The sequence below is a fragment of the Frankia sp. BMG5.23 genome (assembly GCF_000685765.2).
In the GTDB taxonomy this organism is placed as follows: Bacteria; Actinomycetota; Actinomycetes; order Frankiales; family Frankiaceae; genus Frankia; species Frankia casuarinae.
Genome location: NZ_JDWE01000018.1, coordinates 16,567 through 31,293, shown reverse-complemented (window position 1 = coordinate 31,293; position 14,727 = coordinate 16,567). Strand labels below are relative to the sequence as shown.

The window sequence follows — 14,727 nt, the reverse complement described above, 5'->3', positions numbered from 1 at the left end:
TAGCAGGGCGCTCGTGACCGCCGCGACCGTGCCGGCGCCGGGACCGGCGTCGGTGAGAGCCGCGACGGAGTCAATGGGGTGGGAAGGCCGTGACGGGCCCGGTGATCGACAGCCGCACGCGGGTGCCGGGTTCGGGAAGCTGGCGCCCCGGCACCCGCGCCGTCACGGTGCGGCCGGACCGGTCGAGCCGGAGCTGGACGGTGGCGTCGTGGCCGAAGTACCGCACCTCGGTGACCCGGCCGACCACCACGTTCCGCTCCTTGTTCCGCTCTTCGTTCCGCTCTTCGTTCTCGTTTCGGTCCTGGCTCTCGTGCTGGTTCTGGTTCTCGTTCTGGTTCTCGTTCTGGTTCTTGTCGCCGTCCGCCGCGGCGAGGAGCCTGATCTGTTCCGGCCGGACGAGCAGGCGCGCCTCGCCCTGGGGAGACCCGGGCCGGACGGCGAGTTCGCCAAGGTCGCAGGAGGCGGTGAGCCCGGTGACGACGGCGGGCATGAACACGGCGGCGCCGACGAAGGCCGCGACGGTCGGGTTGCCGGGTGAGGCGTAGACGCCCTGGGGCGTGCCGGTCTGGGCGATGCGACCGGCGGCCATGACGGCGACCTGGTCGGCCAGTGACAGCGCCTCGTTCTGGTCGTGCGTGACGAGCAGCGCAGTGGTCCGGTTGGCACGCAGCGCTTCGACGACGGCGCGGGCGGTGTTCAGGCGGAGCCCCGCGTCCAGGGAGGAGAACGGCTCGTCGAGCAGCACCAGGGACGGCCGCGGGGCCAGGGCCCGCGCCAGCGCCACGCGCTGCTGCTGGCCGCCGGAGAGCTGATGAGGGAACCGGCGGGCCAGGCTCGCGTCCAGCCCGACGAGGTCGAGCAGCTCGGCGGCCCGCCCGGCGGATCGGCGTTCGGCGCGGGGCAGGCCGAACCCGATGTTGGCCGCGACGTCCACGTGCGGGAACAGGGCACCTTCCTGCGGGACGTACCCGACCCGCCGCCGCTGGGCGGGAACGCTGCGACCGGGGCCGAACACCCGTTCGGCGCCGAAGTCGATCGTCCCGCCGTCCGGGTCGCCGAATCCCGCCACCAGCCGTAGCAGGGTGGTCTTGCCGCAGCCCGACGGCCCGAGCACGGCCGTCACACTGCCGTCGGGCACTCGCAGATCGATCCCGGCGAGGGCTGTCGTGGCGCCGAACCGTTTGGTGACCTGGCTGACACTCAGCGCTGTCACGTGCTTCTCCTAGCAGAACGGGTGAGCAGGAAGGTCGCCGGGGTCGACAGCAGCACCATCAACCCCGCGTAGGGGGCGGCCGCGCCGTAATCGACGTCGCGGACGTTGCTCCAGAACTCGGTCGCCAGGGTGTCGGTGCCGGTGGGTGACAGCAGCAGGGTCGCGGTGAGTTCGGTGACCACAGCGAGGAACACCAGGATGGCGCCGGCGCCGACGCCGGGGGCGATCAGCGGCAGGGTGACCCGCAGCCAGGCCCGCGTCGGGCGCAGGCCCAGGGCGTGTGCGACGTCGTCCAGGACGGGTGGCGCCTGCGCGATCGCGCCCCGTACCGCCACCGTGGCCCGCGGCAGGAACATGATCGCGTAGGCGGCGATCAGGAGGGTGGTGGTCTGGTACACGGCCGGCAGGATGTGCAGCGATACCGTGACGAGAGCGAGCGCCACCACGATGCCCGGCAGCGCGTTGGCCGTGTAGGTGCTGCGTTCAAGCAGCGTCCCGATCCGGCCCGGGTGGCGTACCGCGAGCCACGCCACCGGAAGCGCCAACAGGACGGTGCACAGCGCGCCGGCGAGGCCGAGTCCGGCCGCGGTCGCGGCGGCGGTGGCCAGTTCGACGGCGGGGAAGGCGGCGGAGGCACCCACCAGCAGCCAGCGGACGAGGCTCACCAGCGGCACGCCGAGCGCCAGGCCCACGACCGCGCCGAGCCCGCCGACGGCGGGGGCGGTGAGCCGGCCGAGCCGGGCGGGTTGCGCGGTGCGGCTGGCTCCGGGCCCGAGCCGGGCGTAGCGGTGCCGACCGCGCAGGCTCAGCTCGGTGCCGACCAGGACCGCGCAGTACAGCACCAGGACGCCGGCGAGCATGTTCGCCGCCGGGCTGTTGAACGACGAGCGGTACTGGTCGTAGATGGCCGTGGTGAAGGTGGGGAACCGCAGCATCTGCAGGGCGCCGAACTCGGCGAGCAGGTGCAGGCCGACCAGCAGCGACCCGCCGAGGACGGCCGGGCGCAACTGCGGGAGCACGACCCTGGTGAACGTCCGCCACGGGCCGAGCCCGAGTGACCTGGCGGATTCCTCCAGCGCCGGGTCCAGCCCCCGCAGGGTCGCGCCGACGGGGAGGTAGACCAGCGGGTAGTAGGCGAGTGTCACGATCAGCAGGGCGCCCGGGTATCCCTCGACGTCCGCGGTCAGCGAAACCCAACCGTAGCTGACGACAAACGCGGGCAGTGCCAGCGGAGCGGCGAGCAGCACGTGCCAGACCCGTCGTCCCGGCAGGGCCGTCCGTTCCACCAGCCAGGCGGCGGCCGTGCCCAGGACGGCGCTGGCCGCCATCCCGCCGGTCACGAGCTTGGTGGTGTTGACCAGCAGCTCGCCGACCCTGGGCCGGATCAGCAGCCGCCAGGCCTCCGACCAGCCCACACTGACCGTGTATCCGACGACGAAGAACAGTGGGACGGCCGCGAGCAGCGCGACGAGCACGCAGGCCAGCAGCAGCGGGCGCGGGTACGCCGGGCCGGTGCGTACCCACCATCCCGCCGTCGTGGGCTGGCCGTTCAGAGCAGGCCCGCCCGCTGCATCAGTTCGACGACCTTTGGTCCGTTCAGGGTCGAGATGTCGATGTCGGGCGGATCGAGGGTCGACAGCGGCTTCAGCGCAGGGTTCGTGGGGACCGCGTCGGACACGGCGTACTCCAGGGCACCGCTGTCGACCAGCGCCTTCTGCCCGGCGTCGCTGGTGAGGAAGGCGACCAGCCGCTGCGCCTCGGCCTGCTGGTCGCTGGCCGCGAGGACGCCGGCGCCGGAGACGCTGACGAACGCGCCCGGGTCCCGGTGGCCGAAGAAGTGCAGGTCGACGTTCCTGCTGTCCTTGCCCGACTCCGCCTGGTCCTGGTACCAGTAGTAATGGTAGATCACAGCGGCGGGGACCTCGCCCGCGTTCACGGCGCGCAGCGCGGCGATGTTGTTGTCGTAGATCTTCGCATTGCGTTTCAGCCCGGCGAGCCACTCGGCGGTGGCCCCCTCGCCCTTCACCGCGAGTACGGCGCTGACGATGGCCTGGAAGTCCGCTCCGGCCGCCGCGACACCGACCTTCCCCTTCCACGCCGGTCCCGCCAGGTCCATGATCGACGTGGGCAGCTCGTTCTTGGCGACCTGCCCACGGTTGTAGATGAACACCGTCGACCGGGCCGCGAAACCGACCCAGTTGCCGGTGCTCGGGACGTACTGGTCAGGCACCTGGCCCAAGGTGGCCCGGTCCAGTTTGCTGAAGCGGCCGGCGCGGTCGACCAGCGTCATGGCCGGCGAGTTCTCGGTGACGAAGACGTCCGCCGGCGAGCTGTCGCCTTCCTGGACGATCTGGTTCGCCAGCTCGGGGTCGCCGCCGCGACGCAACTCGACCTTGATGCCGGTCTGCTTGGTGAACGCGTCCACCATCACCCGCATCAGGTCCTGGTGCTGCGCGTTGTAGAGCGTGATCGTCTTCCCGTCGTCCCCCGAGCCGCACGCTGACAGGCCGGCCAGGCAGGTGGCCGTCACCAGCACGACCAAGGTTCTTCCTAACGAACCCATCGGGCTCCTCCAGCTGAACACTCCACCTGAACCCTCCACCTGGACAGACACGTCCGACCGACCTCGAACCCCTAATCGGTGTAGAAGTTAACTCATGCTTACCTTAGCGCCGTAGAATGTGACGAGTGGCACAAGTCGGGAGCGCTGGCGGGCGAACCGCGGAGCGGACGCCTGGCGCCGAGTGGGATCGGCACGCCCGCCGTGAGCCGGCTGAGAAGGCCCATGGCATGGAACGAGACCTTCCACGCGGCGACGCCGACGGTGAGCGAGGCCAGCAGCGCCAGGACCGGATGGTCGTCCTGCAGAAGGGGGAACACCTGCCAGTGGGTCAGGTAGATGTAGAGCGAGCTGCCGGCCAGCGGGCCCGCCAGCCGGCGCAGCGGGCGTGGGCAGCGGACGCTCGTGGTCCAGGCCAGCAGGAGCACGCCGCCGAGCACCACGTGCTCCCGGCGTGCGTCAGCGAAGAACCCGGGGATGGTGAGCGCCGCCGCCGCGGTGAGGGCCAGCCGCTGCCGTACCGTGGTCGCGGCGGCGGTGGCCCATCCCAGCGCGAACAGCCAGAGCACCGCCACCGACGTCTGGGTGTGGCGTGGTCCCGGCGGTAGGGCCACGACGTCGAAGCGGGTGAGCAGACCGGCGGCGAGGACACCGGCGGCGACGGCCCACGGGCGGCGCCGCTGCCAGCGGTCGAACGCCGGCACGCCGAGCAGGGCCGCGAGGACCAGCAGGATCTGGACCAGGGCTTCGACGAACCAGAACTCCCAGGGTGGGCCCGCGCGGTCCGGCCCGAACACGCTGTTGAGCAGCACGATGTTGGCGGGTTCGTGTTCGTCCATGACGAGCACGAGTACGGTGATGAAGACGATGCTCGGCATCGCGAGGTACGCGATGCTGCGGAGCAGCCCGCGGACCCGGTCGCGCCGCGGCGCCGCGGTCAGGTGGAAACGGGCGAAGTTGTAGCCGGCGACGGCGATGAGGAGATGGGCGCCCCCGAGGATGCCGCCGACGGCGTCGAAGGTGTTGGCGTGCGTCCCGACGATCAGCACGATCGCAACCGCCCGGAGCAGCACGCTGGTCTCGATCGAGCTGCCAGAGCCGCCAGCCCGGCGCTTCGGTCGCGTGGCCGGCTTCAGGTCCCGCACGGCCATGGTGTGCCAGCCGGCGGGCAGGTGTCCGAGGGCGTCCTCCAGCCGCAGTGACAGTTCCACGTAGGACAGCGAGTCGCCGCCCAGGCTCACGAAGGTGCTGTCGTCGGTGACATCGTCGCGGTGGAGCAGCTCGGCGAACAGCCGGCGTACGTCGGCTGTTCCGTCCGACGGTCCGTCCCGTCCGGTGGGCGCGGTCGTGCGCGCCGGTCGCGCGTCGCGGGCGATCTCCTGCAGCGCGACCAGATCCGGTTTGCCGGTGGCCAGGCGGGGCAGGGCGGCCAGGCGGTGGACGCGGACGGCGTTCTCCGGCAGCCGGCAGGCCCGCGCGACCAGCCGGCGGACCGAAGGCGTGTCCCGGTCACCCTCGATCATCACGTCAACGGCGTCGTCGCCGGTCACGCAGCAGGCGCTGAGCCCCTGGCCGGCGAGGGTGTCTTCCACGTGTTGCAGGTCGATCCGGATCCCGAAGACCTTGGCGAATCTGGTCTGCCGTCCCACGATCTCGTACAGGCCGTCATCGGTGCGGCGCGCGACGTCCCCGGTGCGCAGCTCGTCGAGCGTCGGACCGAGCGCGAGGTCCGAGGCCGTCCGCGCGTAACCCATCATGACGTTGGGCCCGGAATAGACGAGCTGCCCCAGATCCCCGGTGCTGTCGGTGCTCCCGGTGCGGTCGGCCAGCGGCTCGAGCCGGAACGACCCGCCCGGGACCGGGACTCCGATGGTGTGGGGGTGGGTCGGCGCGAGGTGCGGCGGCAGGCAGGACATCCGCGCCGTGGCCTCGGTCTGGCCGTACATCACGACGAAGTCCCAGCCGTTGCGTCGTCCGAGCTCGGCGTAGCGGGCCACCCGGTCCGGCGCCAGTCGACCGCCGGCCTGCGTGATGTAGCGCAGATGCGGCAGCGACATCGCGTCGAAACCGATCCTGTCGAGCAGGTCGAACGTGTAGGGGACGCCAGCCAGCGAGGTTCCCTGCCCGTCCCGGAAGAGGTTCCAGAAGCAGGCGTCCACGACGGACAGGGACGTCAGGATCAGACCGGCCCCGCACAGGAGGTGACTGTGCACGACCGACAGCCCGTAGCAGTAGTACAGGGGCAGGGTCGTCGCGGCGCGGTCGCCGGGGCGAAGGCCGAGGCACTCGACGATCGACTCGGCATTGGCCTGCAGGTTCGTGTACGACAGCCGGACCAGTTTCGGTGAGCCCGTCGAGCCCGACGTGCTCAGCAGCAGCGCGAGGTCCGGATGAAGGTCGTGCTTCGAGCCCTCCCGCCGCTGCTCGACGCGGGTCCGCGTGCCGGCCGGGCGGATCACCACGTCGGGGTCATAGGACGTGATCAGGGCGTCGGTCGACGCGGCGTTGTCACCCGGCACCAGCAGGACCGCGTGCCCGGCGGACAGCGCCGCCAGGTACAGGACGAGGACGTCGATCGTGTTGACCGCCGCGAGGAGCACCAGCCGCCGCCCGGCGCCGAGCCGACCGGCGGCGGCGTCGACGCGTGCCGCCAGTTCGCGGTAGGACAGCCGGCCCTCAGCCGTGACAACGGCCGTGCGGTCACCGTGCCGTTCAAGGTGGCGGGCGAGGAACACAGTCGAGCTTGCGAGGGACGGGCCTGCCTTGGTCACCCAGCCAATGTACAAGTAAGGAAAGCCTACCCTAAGTCATACCTCTCACTGCGCCTACGTCATCGACCTGTGACGTTCGGTGCCGCAGCCGCCCATGGATGATCTTGCTGTGTGGCGGTGGCAGTGGCGGCGGCAGCGGTGGTGATGGTGGCCCCCCGCCCCAGGGCGGCACCCACCTGCTGGGAGGAGTTGAGTAACGCCGCGGGCGATATGGCGTCGTCGTCGGTTCGGAATGATGTCCAGCGGATAAGCGTGGTTCGCCGGGTGGCGGGCATCAGCTTGTTGACCTGTGATGTCGAGCGCCAGCTGACGGCAAGGTCCTTGTATCGGTGACCGACGAGGGGAGAATAGGATCGTGAGCGACATAACTGCCTCAGATCGTCGTACACATGAAAGATCCACAAATGTGCCCTGGTTTGGTTTTCTCGCCGTTGGAGCAGCTTTTGCCCTGTTCGCGCTGGCCATTCCGCAGTTCGATCTGACCACGGTATGGTCGATCGCCGTGCTTCTCGGGATCGTCCTGCTCCTCGGTGCGGTGAGTGAGTTGCTGGCGGCGGCGGCGACGGCCCGGGACTGGCGCTGGTCCCATGCGCTGCTCGCGGTGCTGTTCGTGGCCGGCGGGGTGGTGGCGCTGGTCTGGCCGGATCCCACGGTCAAGGCAGTGGGCCGGATCGCGGCCTGGTTCTTTTTGATCAAGGGTCTCTACGACGTCGTCAACTCGTTCGTCGCCCGACGGACTGAGCAGCAGGCCGCGGCCGGGCAGTACGCCACCGCGGCGGAGGGCCGCCCCACCCCGGCCCAGTGGTGGATGCCGCTGATCGTCGGTGCGTTGGAGATCGGGGCGGCGTTCTGGGTGGTGGGTTCCCAGCGGGTCTCGTTGCCGCTGCTGGCCCTGTGGGTGGGCCTCACGGCCCTGGCGATCGGGCTGACCAAGATTGCCATGGGGTTCCGGCTGCGGGGCGTTTCCCGACCGCCCGCCTCGCTGGAGGGCCTGGCGATTCCCGGCTTCGGCGCCGGCGCGGTGGAAGGCAGGCGGCTGGAGGAGGGGCGCGTCCAACGACCCGTGTCCGGGAACCGTTGACGATCCCGGGTGGTCCCCGGATCCCGGCCCCGGTTTCTTCCCGGCCCATCGGCTTCCGCCACCGCGGTCGGTCTGACCCTGACGCCCCACCGCCCCGACTCGCGTCAGGGCGGTGGGGCGTCAGGGTTGTGCCCCGCGGGAGGCCCCTCGCCGCCTCGGCGCGCGTCGGCATAGCCTCGGCGGCGTGATCCGTGAGTCGCTGCCCGTCCCGTCGTGGGTGATCCGCTTGCATGCGCGTGCGCTCGCGCGGTTGACCGGCGCGCCCGAGGCGCGGCGCAGCGTCCGGTTCTTCGCCGACCAGGGCCGGGTCGTCGCGGTCCTCGTCGGGCTGTCCGTTCTCGGTTCGGCCGCCGTCGCCGTCGGGCCGTTCGTCCTGCGCCATCTCATCGACACGTCGTTGCCCACCGGCCAGGTGCGTGACCTCGTCGTCCCCGTTCTGCTGCTGTGCGCGGTGCTGGTGTTCGAGTCGAGCGTGCTTTCGGTGCGCATGGCGCTCATCGCTCGGCTCGGCGGCGTTGTCTCCGTGCGGATCCGTCAGACGGTGAACGCTCACCTGCAGCGCCTGCCCTTCGCCTTCTTTCCCCGCAGCCAGCAGGGGGAGGTGATGACGGTGATGTCCACCGACGTCCTGAACGCCCAGAACGCGATTTCCGCCACCGTGCAGGCGGTGGTCTGCCGGATCGCGGACATCGTCGTCGGCTCGATCGTCGTCTTCGTGCTGGACTGGCGTCTGAGCCTGGCGGTGATGGTCTTCGCGCCGGCCACGCTGCTGATCGTCCGCTCGGGCCGGCGGCGGCTCGCCGCGCTGTCCATCCGCCAGCGGGAGCTCGACGGTCTGCTCATGGTCCAGGTCGCCGACACCTCGTCGGTCTCCGGGGCGCTGCACGTGCGGCTGTTCGACCGGGTCGACTACGAGCAGACCCGCTTCGACGCGGCGGGCGCCGAGCTGCTCGCCGCCGCCGAGGATCAGGCCCGGCTGATGTCGCGGGTCCGGTTCCTGGTCAACCTCGGGATTATCGCGACGATGACGGCGGTGCTGGCGCTGGGGGCCTGGCTGGTCTCCAGCGGTCGCATCACGCTCGGGACGGTCGCAGCCCTGGGCGGCGCGTTGCTGGTGGCCTTCGGACCACTGTCGTCCGCTGTCAACCTGCGTGCGGAGCTCGCGGGTGCGGGCGCGTCCTTCCGGCGGATCTTCTCCCTGCTTGACGTCCCGCAGGACGAGGTACGCCTGAGGTTCGAAGGGGCCCGGGCCCCCGCGCTGACCGTCCCCCGCGCACCGCGGTCCGGGACGGAACCGGTGCCGGCCGCCGCTCGCTGGGGAGTCGATGCCGGCCGGGGACTCGATCTGACGTTCGACGACGTATGGTTCTCTTACGATCTTGCCACGGCCGAGGACCGGCCGGACGGCGACTGGCCGGACGACGACCCGACGTGGAACCTGCGCGGGGTGACCCTGAAAGTCGCCGCGGGGACGACGACGGCGATCGTCGGGGCCAGCGGGGCCGGCAAGACGACCATCACCTATCTGGCCAGCGGCATGCACCGGCCGCGGCGCGGCGGCATCCGTCTCGGCGGGGTTCCCCTCGACGACATCCCGCCGGATAGTCTGCACACGATGATCGGCGTCGTCCCTCAGGACCCGCATCTGTTCCATGACACGATCGCGGCGAACCTCCGTTACGGCCGGTTGGACGCAACCGACGACGAGCTGCGTGCCGCCCTGGCGGCCGCCAGCCTCTCCGCCCTGCTCGACCGGCTGCCCGAGGGCCTGGCGACCCGGGTCGGCGCCCGGGGCTACCGGTTGTCCGGTGGTGAGCGGCAGCGGTTGGCCATCGCCCGGGTCCTGCTGCAGTCACCACGGGTGCTGGTGCTGGACGAGGCGACCTCGGCGCTGGACACCGTCTCCGAGGCCGCCGTGCGCACCGCCCTGGACCGGCTCGCGGTGGGGCGGACGTGCCTGGTGATCGCGCACCGGCTGTCCACGGTGATTGACGCCGACCGCATCTACGTGATGGACCACGGCCAGATCGTCGAGGACGGCACGCACAGCGAGCTGCTCGCCGACGGCGGCGCCTACGCCCGCCTCTACCGGCCCACCGTCGTCTGATCGGGTGGGGGCTGTCGGTGGTGGTGCCGTCGCGAGCTGGCCGGCGGGAGGCCGTTACCCGCGTCGGCAGCCTTCCCGGTGCGCCCGGACCGCCCGTAGCACGCCCCGGGCGAGCAGGAACAGCACGAACAGCATCCCGCCGGCCGGCAGCGCGACCAGCAGCGCGGAGACGACCTCCGCGAATGCGGTGACCAGCTTCCCGTCACGGGTCGCCCGGCCCGCCAGCCCGAGATAGTCCCACATGGCCCGGGTCGTCCGGGTAAGCACGAACGGAACCGAGACCATGAGCACGACCAGGTTCACCAGGATCAGCGGCGCCGCGAGCAGCGCCCAGGCGGTCACCACGATCCGGGCCGGCCGGGTCAGCCCGTCCGGTCGGCTTCGGATGTCCGGCGGGGTCAGCCCGTCCGGTCGGCTCCGTCCTGCTGATCGGGCAGGCCGCCCGCGCGGGACGCGGTTGCGCCGCCGTGGCAGCGTCGCGCGTAGCGCCGGCCCCATCCGGTTGAACAGGTCCGGTACCCCGGCCAGGTCGCTGACGATGTAGTAGCCGTCGAGCCGGACGAAGGGCGCAAGCTGGCGCATGGCATCCAGGTGGACAAGGACGACGGCGGTCACCAGCACACCGGCGTGGGTGAGCGCGAGAGCCCCGGCGAGCAGCAGAACGAACAGTCCGTTGAAATAGATGCCGCCGAGGTCGGTGCGCAGCCGGCCGAGCCGGCTCAGCCGGTAGGAGTCGGTGACGTCGGTGAAGAAGGCCGGCCACACCAGGTACATGCCGAAACCGATGACTCCCGGGCGGGCACCGCCGTAGTGGCAGGCCGCGGCGTGCCCGCATTCGTGGAACAGTGCGCCGGCGAGGGCCAGGCCGACCACCACCAGGATCAGCGCCGGGGTCGCGAGCACCTCCGCCGCGCTGTCTCGGACGCTGTGCCGGCCGAACGTCCACACGTCGGTGACCACCAGCAGGGCCAGCAGCAGGGCCACGGCCGCTGGCCGGAACAGCATCGCGAACACCCGGCTGACCCGGTGCACGGCCGGCGCGGGTAGCAGGGTGTGCCGGGCTGCGAGTGTGAACAGCGCCTTCGCCCGTGGTGCCGGGGTGACGCCGTTCTCGCTGGCGATCAGGCCGAGTGGCATGAGCCGATCCGCTACGAGGTACGCGACGTCGGCGCCACTCATCCGGCGGGCGCAGACCACCGTGACCCGGTCGGCAATCGCGGCGACGTCGCGGGCGCCGTCCGCCGCTTCGAGGATGTGCGCGAGCAGTTCGGTGAGTGCGACGACCTGACCGTCGGCGCGGCGGGCCAGGAAGACGGGTCGGGCCAGGCCCGACCCGGTGAACTCGCCGAGTAGCGCCAGGCCGTCGGCCCGGCTCGGTCTGGCGGGTACCTCGGTCGGCCCGGGAACGCCCGTCGGATCGGTGACGCCGGTGACGCCGGTGATATCGGTGACGCCGGTGATATCGGTGAGGTCGGGCGTCCGGTCCGGTTTGGAAGGCACCGGCGGCATCGTTGTCGGCCGGGTGGACGACCGGGTGGACTCGGTCATCTGCGTCCCATCCTCATTGTCATGAACTGGCGGGAAGCCGGCCGCCGGTCCGTCGACCGGCGGCAGGCCGGGTGACCACCCCGGAGGAATCCGGCGGTGTATCTGTCGGTCGTAGCGGTAAAGCGGTAAAGCGGTAAAGCGGTCGGTGTTATTTCTGTATGATGATGTTGATGCTCGGTACCAGTGTGATGAGAATGGGCAGGAATCCACCGGCGACCTGCGGCTCCGCATGAGCGTCGATCTGTGCCATTTTCGACCAGGGGGAGCCGACCGGAAAGAAGGTTGGGTCAAACTCCTTCCGACCGATCTCGACCGCGGCGAGAGTCGTCCGTTCGGGTAGTAGTTCCGCCCATTCCAAGAACAGTTCTCCATTCAGCTCGCCGGCGCAGTTGCCCGTGATATCGTTCATCCTTGTTTCCCACCGATCTGAGTTGCCTCGGATATTCGGGCGGTGGGAACGCTAGCCACCGCTCAACCTGGTGGCCAGCACCTGCACAAGGTGTGTCACGGTCGTGCCAGCGTCGGTCGAAACTTCGGCTGGCCTTCTCGGATCGGCCTGACCGAGGCGAGGGCATGCCTTCCGGCCGGCCGAAGGATAGTCGGCCGGCCGGTGGCCGCGGGTGCACGGTGCCCTTGGCGACCTCGGGAGAACGTGGTCGGGTGCGGTTACCCGGCCGGGGAGACCGGCGTGAGGAGCAGAATCGTTCCGGAGTTCACCACTGCTCGATGCGGTTCCAGCTGTTGGCGATGGTCTTGACGAACGCTCCGTCGCTGTAGGCGGTCTGCGGCTCCGGATGATTATCGATTTGGGCATTGTTGCTGCCCGGCGAGCCGACCGGGTAGAAGGTGGGGTCGAACTCGGTGCGGTTTATCTCGATCGCCGCCAGGGTCATGCGCTCGGGCAGCAGCTCCGCGTGTTCTTGCGCCAGCTCGACGACGTCTGTCTCCCTGCGGTCCCTCATCTTCTGGCTCCCCTGTGTGTCGCTCGGTACCCGTCATGACGCAGGATGTGGGCACCGGCCGGTGGCGAGGAATCGGCCGGCGCGGGGCGGGGTCAGAACTCACCGGAGGGCGCGGATTCCGCGGCATCCGGTGGTACTACCGAACTGTAGGAGCCGCGGTTACCCTCCGCAACACGGATCTTGTCCTCGGTCGATCTGACCGGTCCAGGCCCACTCGGCGGGTGGTCGGATCATCATCCGCGCCCGGGCGCGAGCCTGGCGTGGGGAAGGCCGATTCTCTACGGATGATTCACCATGGCATTTTTCCCGATGGCGATAGATGGGAAATCAAAAATGGTAGACAATATTGAACTATGGTGAATTTTGTCAAAAAATATAAAATAATACTGACGTGTCGAACAATGCCGATCCACTTGTTGATGGATGTTCTCTTCCTCGGGGTTATCTTCGGCGGTGGATATCCGGATGCGGTCCGTTCAAACGACAGCAATTTTTCGCGTGGATGGTAGCGTCGTCGGTGTCCGAGGTCCCGCGTGAACGACGAAGGGTGGACAGGCGATGGCCGCGGCACCGATAGTTCCGCTGCATATACGGCGAGCGCAGTTCGATCCGATCGAGGAACTCGTCCGGATCCGGGACACCGACGGCGTCTGCCGCGTTGTCACCGTGTTCGGGATACCCGCGTATCTGGTCAGCCGGTACGAGGACGTCCGCGAGATACTCGCGGATCCGGGCAGGTTCAGCAACGTCAATCAGTGGGTCGTAGGTCCTGGCGGTCCCGTCCTGAGTGATGAGGAAATCGCCGAACTGCGGGCGGGGCAGATGCTCGCGTTCGATCCGCCAGATCACACCCGGCTGCGCCGGATGCTCACCCCGGAGTTCACCGTGCGCCGGATGCGCGGGTTGGAGCCGCGGATCCGGGACATCGTCGACGCGGCGCTCGACGAGGTGGAACGGGCCGGCCGGCCTGCCGATCTGGTCGCGACCTTCGCGCTTCCGGTGCCGTCGCTGGTGATCTGCGAGTTGCTGGGGGTGCCGTATTCCGACCGCGCGGAGTTCCAGCAGCGCACCCGCCGGCAGATCGACGCCTCGTTGCCGATCGAGCAGCGGCTGGCCCTGCAGCGCGAGGCCCGTGCGTACATGGCCGGGCTGGTCACGCGGGCGCAGGCCGCCCCGGGCGAGGACCTGCTGGGCATGCTGGTGCGCGAGCACGGCGACGAACTGAGCACCGCCGAGCTGGTCGGCATCGCCTCGCTGCTGCTGGTCGCCGGGCACGAGACGACGTCGAACATGCTTGCTCTCGGCACCCTGGCGCTGCTGCGCCATCCCGACCAGCTCGCCATGGTCCGCGACGATCCGGCCCAGGTCGAGCCCGCCGTCGAGGAACTGCTGCGGTGGCTGTCCATCGTGCCCTCCGGTGTGCCCCGCACGACGACGACCGAGGTGGAGATCGCCGGTCACCGCATCCCGGCGGGCGAACAACTGCTCCTGGCGCTACCCGCGGCCAACCGAGACCCGGCTCTCGTCGGGGATCCGGACCGGCTCGACATCACCCGTGGCGCTCCCGGCCACGTCGCTTTCGGCCACGGCGTGCACCACTGCCTGGGAGCGCCGCTGGCCCGGATGGAGATGCGCATCGCGTTCCCCGCGCTGCTGCGACGCTTCCCCGATCTCGCGCTGGCCGTGCCCTACGAACAGGTCGCGTTCCGTGCCCATCATGTCGTACACGGGCTGCACGCACTCCCGGTCACCTGGTGAGACCCGGTCCCTGGTGGAAGAGGGCGGAACAGGAGGGTGTCGCATGAAGATTGTCGCTGATCGCGCCGTCTGTGTCGGCGCTGGGATGTGCGTGATGACCGCGCCGGAGGTCTTCGATCAGGGTGACGACGGCCTCGTCGTCACCCTGATCGAAGAGGTCGCCGCCGGTCGGCTGGACGCTGTGCGCCGATCGGTCGCGCTGTGTCCGTCGAAGGCGCTGCGCGTGCTGGACGACTGACGAACGGGTCGGCCGCCCGGCGGGCGTCACGCGGTGCAGTTGCTGGTGAAGCCATCCGTGGGCGGCGTGGATCCCGGGGGCGTGGACATGGCACCTCCGATGCGTCGCGACCGGGGTCATCGGGCGCACGTCCGGATGGCGGGCGAGATCCGGTCTCCGCTGATCATAATAGGTTGATGAGCTGACGGATCGCGGCGCATCAAGACCCTGATGCGTGGTTCCGTGCCGCTCCGGGGTGCCGTGTTCCGGGGTGCCGTGTTCCGGGGTGCCGTGTTCCGGACCGCCGTGTTCCAGGGGTACCGTGCTTCCGGTTTTGGGGGCTTTCCCGACCGAGAATTTCCGTAGGCCCGCTCGGCCGAAGGTGGTCCATGAGCCAACGGGCGCGTCCGCACGTCCACCGAGACGACGGCGTATATCTTGGGGTCGCGTCGTATCAGTCCGGCGTCCGGAGTAACGTCTCCTTAGCGGTGCCACGCTGATATGCCGGCT

General features: G+C 69.9%; 12 protein-coding genes. 5 read left to right on the top strand and 7 right to left on the bottom strand.

Annotation, left to right across the window (positions count from 1 at the left end; genetic code table 11):
- Window positions 1-70: 70 nt before the first annotated feature.
- The 4 genes from BMG523DRAFT_RS10665 to BMG523DRAFT_RS10650 all read right to left on the bottom strand — a co-directional run bounded on the left by BMG523DRAFT_RS10665 (window position 71) and on the right by BMG523DRAFT_RS10650 (window position 6,544).
- Window positions 71-1,213, bottom strand: a complete 1,143-nt coding sequence (locus BMG523DRAFT_RS10665; RefSeq protein WP_043591047.1) for an ABC transporter ATP-binding protein — start codon at window positions 1,211-1,213, stop codon at window positions 71-73.
- Window positions 1,210-2,688 (bottom strand): iron ABC transporter permease, encoded by a 1,479-nt coding sequence (locus BMG523DRAFT_RS10660; RefSeq protein ID WP_235463056.1) that lies wholly within the window; start codon window positions 2,686-2,688, stop codon window positions 1,210-1,212. Before BMG523DRAFT_RS10660 ends, BMG523DRAFT_RS10665 begins: the two co-directional genes overlap by 4 nt.
- Before the next feature lie 74 nt (window positions 2,689-2,762).
- Window positions 2,763-3,776, bottom strand: coding sequence for an iron ABC transporter substrate-binding protein (locus tag BMG523DRAFT_RS10655; RefSeq protein WP_023840907.1), 1,014 nt, complete (start codon window positions 3,774-3,776; stop codon window positions 2,763-2,765).
- A 98-nt stretch (window positions 3,777-3,874) separates the two neighbouring features.
- Window positions 3,875-6,544 carry an AMP-binding protein gene (locus tag BMG523DRAFT_RS10650; RefSeq protein WP_023840906.1) on the bottom strand — a complete coding sequence of 890 codons (2,670 nt, stop codon included), beginning with the start codon at window positions 6,542-6,544 and terminating at the stop codon, window positions 3,875-3,877.
- A 406-nt stretch (window positions 6,545-6,950) separates the two neighbouring features.
- Here BMG523DRAFT_RS10650 and BMG523DRAFT_RS10640 point away from each other — a divergent pair, with 406 nt between their 5' ends.
- Both BMG523DRAFT_RS10640 and BMG523DRAFT_RS10635 read left to right on the top strand, forming a co-directional pair.
- Window positions 6,951-7,625 (top strand): DUF308 domain-containing protein, encoded by a 675-nt coding sequence (locus BMG523DRAFT_RS10640; RefSeq protein WP_235186898.1) that lies wholly within the window; start codon window positions 6,951-6,953, stop codon window positions 7,623-7,625.
- A 184-nt stretch (window positions 7,626-7,809) separates the two neighbouring features.
- Complete coding sequence (locus BMG523DRAFT_RS10635) at window positions 7,810-9,732, top strand: ABC transporter ATP-binding protein (protein ID WP_023840905.1); 1,923 nt, start codon at window positions 7,810-7,812, stop codon at window positions 9,730-9,732.
- A 54-nt stretch (window positions 9,733-9,786) separates the two neighbouring features.
- Here BMG523DRAFT_RS10635 and BMG523DRAFT_RS10630 read toward each other — a convergent pair whose 3' ends face one another.
- The 3 genes from BMG523DRAFT_RS10630 to BMG523DRAFT_RS10620 all read right to left on the bottom strand — a co-directional run bounded on the left by BMG523DRAFT_RS10630 (window position 9,787) and on the right by BMG523DRAFT_RS10620 (window position 12,242).
- Window positions 9,787-11,280 (bottom strand): hypothetical protein, encoded by a 1,494-nt coding sequence (locus BMG523DRAFT_RS10630; RefSeq protein ID WP_011436035.1) that lies wholly within the window; start codon window positions 11,278-11,280, stop codon window positions 9,787-9,789.
- Between the two features lie 148 nt (window positions 11,281-11,428).
- The gene (locus BMG523DRAFT_RS10625; protein ID WP_011436036.1) at window positions 11,429-11,689 is read right to left on the bottom strand and encodes a hypothetical protein; all 261 of its coding nucleotides are present in this window, start codon (window positions 11,687-11,689) and stop codon (window positions 11,429-11,431) included.
- A 304-nt stretch (window positions 11,690-11,993) separates the two neighbouring features.
- Complete coding sequence (locus tag BMG523DRAFT_RS10620) at window positions 11,994-12,242, bottom strand: hypothetical protein (protein ID WP_011436037.1); 249 nt, start codon at window positions 12,240-12,242, stop codon at window positions 11,994-11,996.
- A gap of 558 nt (window positions 12,243-12,800) precedes the next feature.
- On the opposite strand from BMG523DRAFT_RS10620, the gene BMG523DRAFT_RS10615 reads away from it, so the two are divergent.
- The 3 genes from BMG523DRAFT_RS10615 (at window position 12,801) to BMG523DRAFT_RS27330 (ending at window position 14,583) form a co-directional block, all read left to right on the top strand.
- Window positions 12,801-14,000: a cytochrome P450 gene (locus BMG523DRAFT_RS10615; RefSeq protein WP_011436038.1), complete on the top strand. Its 1,200-nt coding sequence runs from the start codon at window positions 12,801-12,803 to the stop codon at window positions 13,998-14,000.
- Between the two features lie 43 nt (window positions 14,001-14,043).
- A complete protein-coding gene (locus tag BMG523DRAFT_RS10610; protein WP_023840904.1) occupies window positions 14,044-14,238 on the top strand; it encodes a ferredoxin in 195 nt (64 codons plus the stop codon).
- Window positions 14,239-14,448: 210 nt separating this feature from the next.
- Window positions 14,449-14,583: a pentapeptide repeat-containing protein gene (locus tag BMG523DRAFT_RS27330; protein ID WP_368671096.1), complete on the top strand. Its 135-nt coding sequence runs from the start codon at window positions 14,449-14,451 to the stop codon at window positions 14,581-14,583.
- Window positions 14,584-14,727 lie beyond the last annotated feature (144 nt).

Excerpts from the sequence above, each read along its gene's own strand:
- BMG523DRAFT_RS10655 (WP_023840907.1), bottom strand. The coding sequence starts at position 3,776 with ATGGGTTCGTTAGGAAGAACCTTGGTCGTGCTGGTGACGGCCACCTGC.
- BMG523DRAFT_RS10630 (WP_011436035.1), bottom strand. The coding sequence starts at position 11,280 with ATGACCGAGTCCACCCGGTCGTCCACCCGGCCGACAACGATGCCGCCG.
- BMG523DRAFT_RS10625 (WP_011436036.1), bottom strand. The coding sequence starts at position 11,689 with ATGAACGATATCACGGGCAACTGCGCCGGCGAGCTGAATGGAGAACTG.
- BMG523DRAFT_RS10620 (WP_011436037.1), bottom strand. The coding sequence starts at position 12,242 with ATGAGGGACCGCAGGGAGACAGACGTCGTCGAGCTGGCGCAAGAACAC.
- BMG523DRAFT_RS10615 (WP_011436038.1), top strand. The coding sequence starts at position 12,801 with ATGGCCGCGGCACCGATAGTTCCGCTGCATATACGGCGAGCGCAGTTC.
- BMG523DRAFT_RS10610 (WP_023840904.1), top strand. The coding sequence starts at position 14,044 with ATGAAGATTGTCGCTGATCGCGCCGTCTGTGTCGGCGCTGGGATGTGC.
- BMG523DRAFT_RS27330 (WP_368671096.1), top strand. The coding sequence starts at position 14,449 with ATGCGTGGTTCCGTGCCGCTCCGGGGTGCCGTGTTCCGGGGTGCCGTG.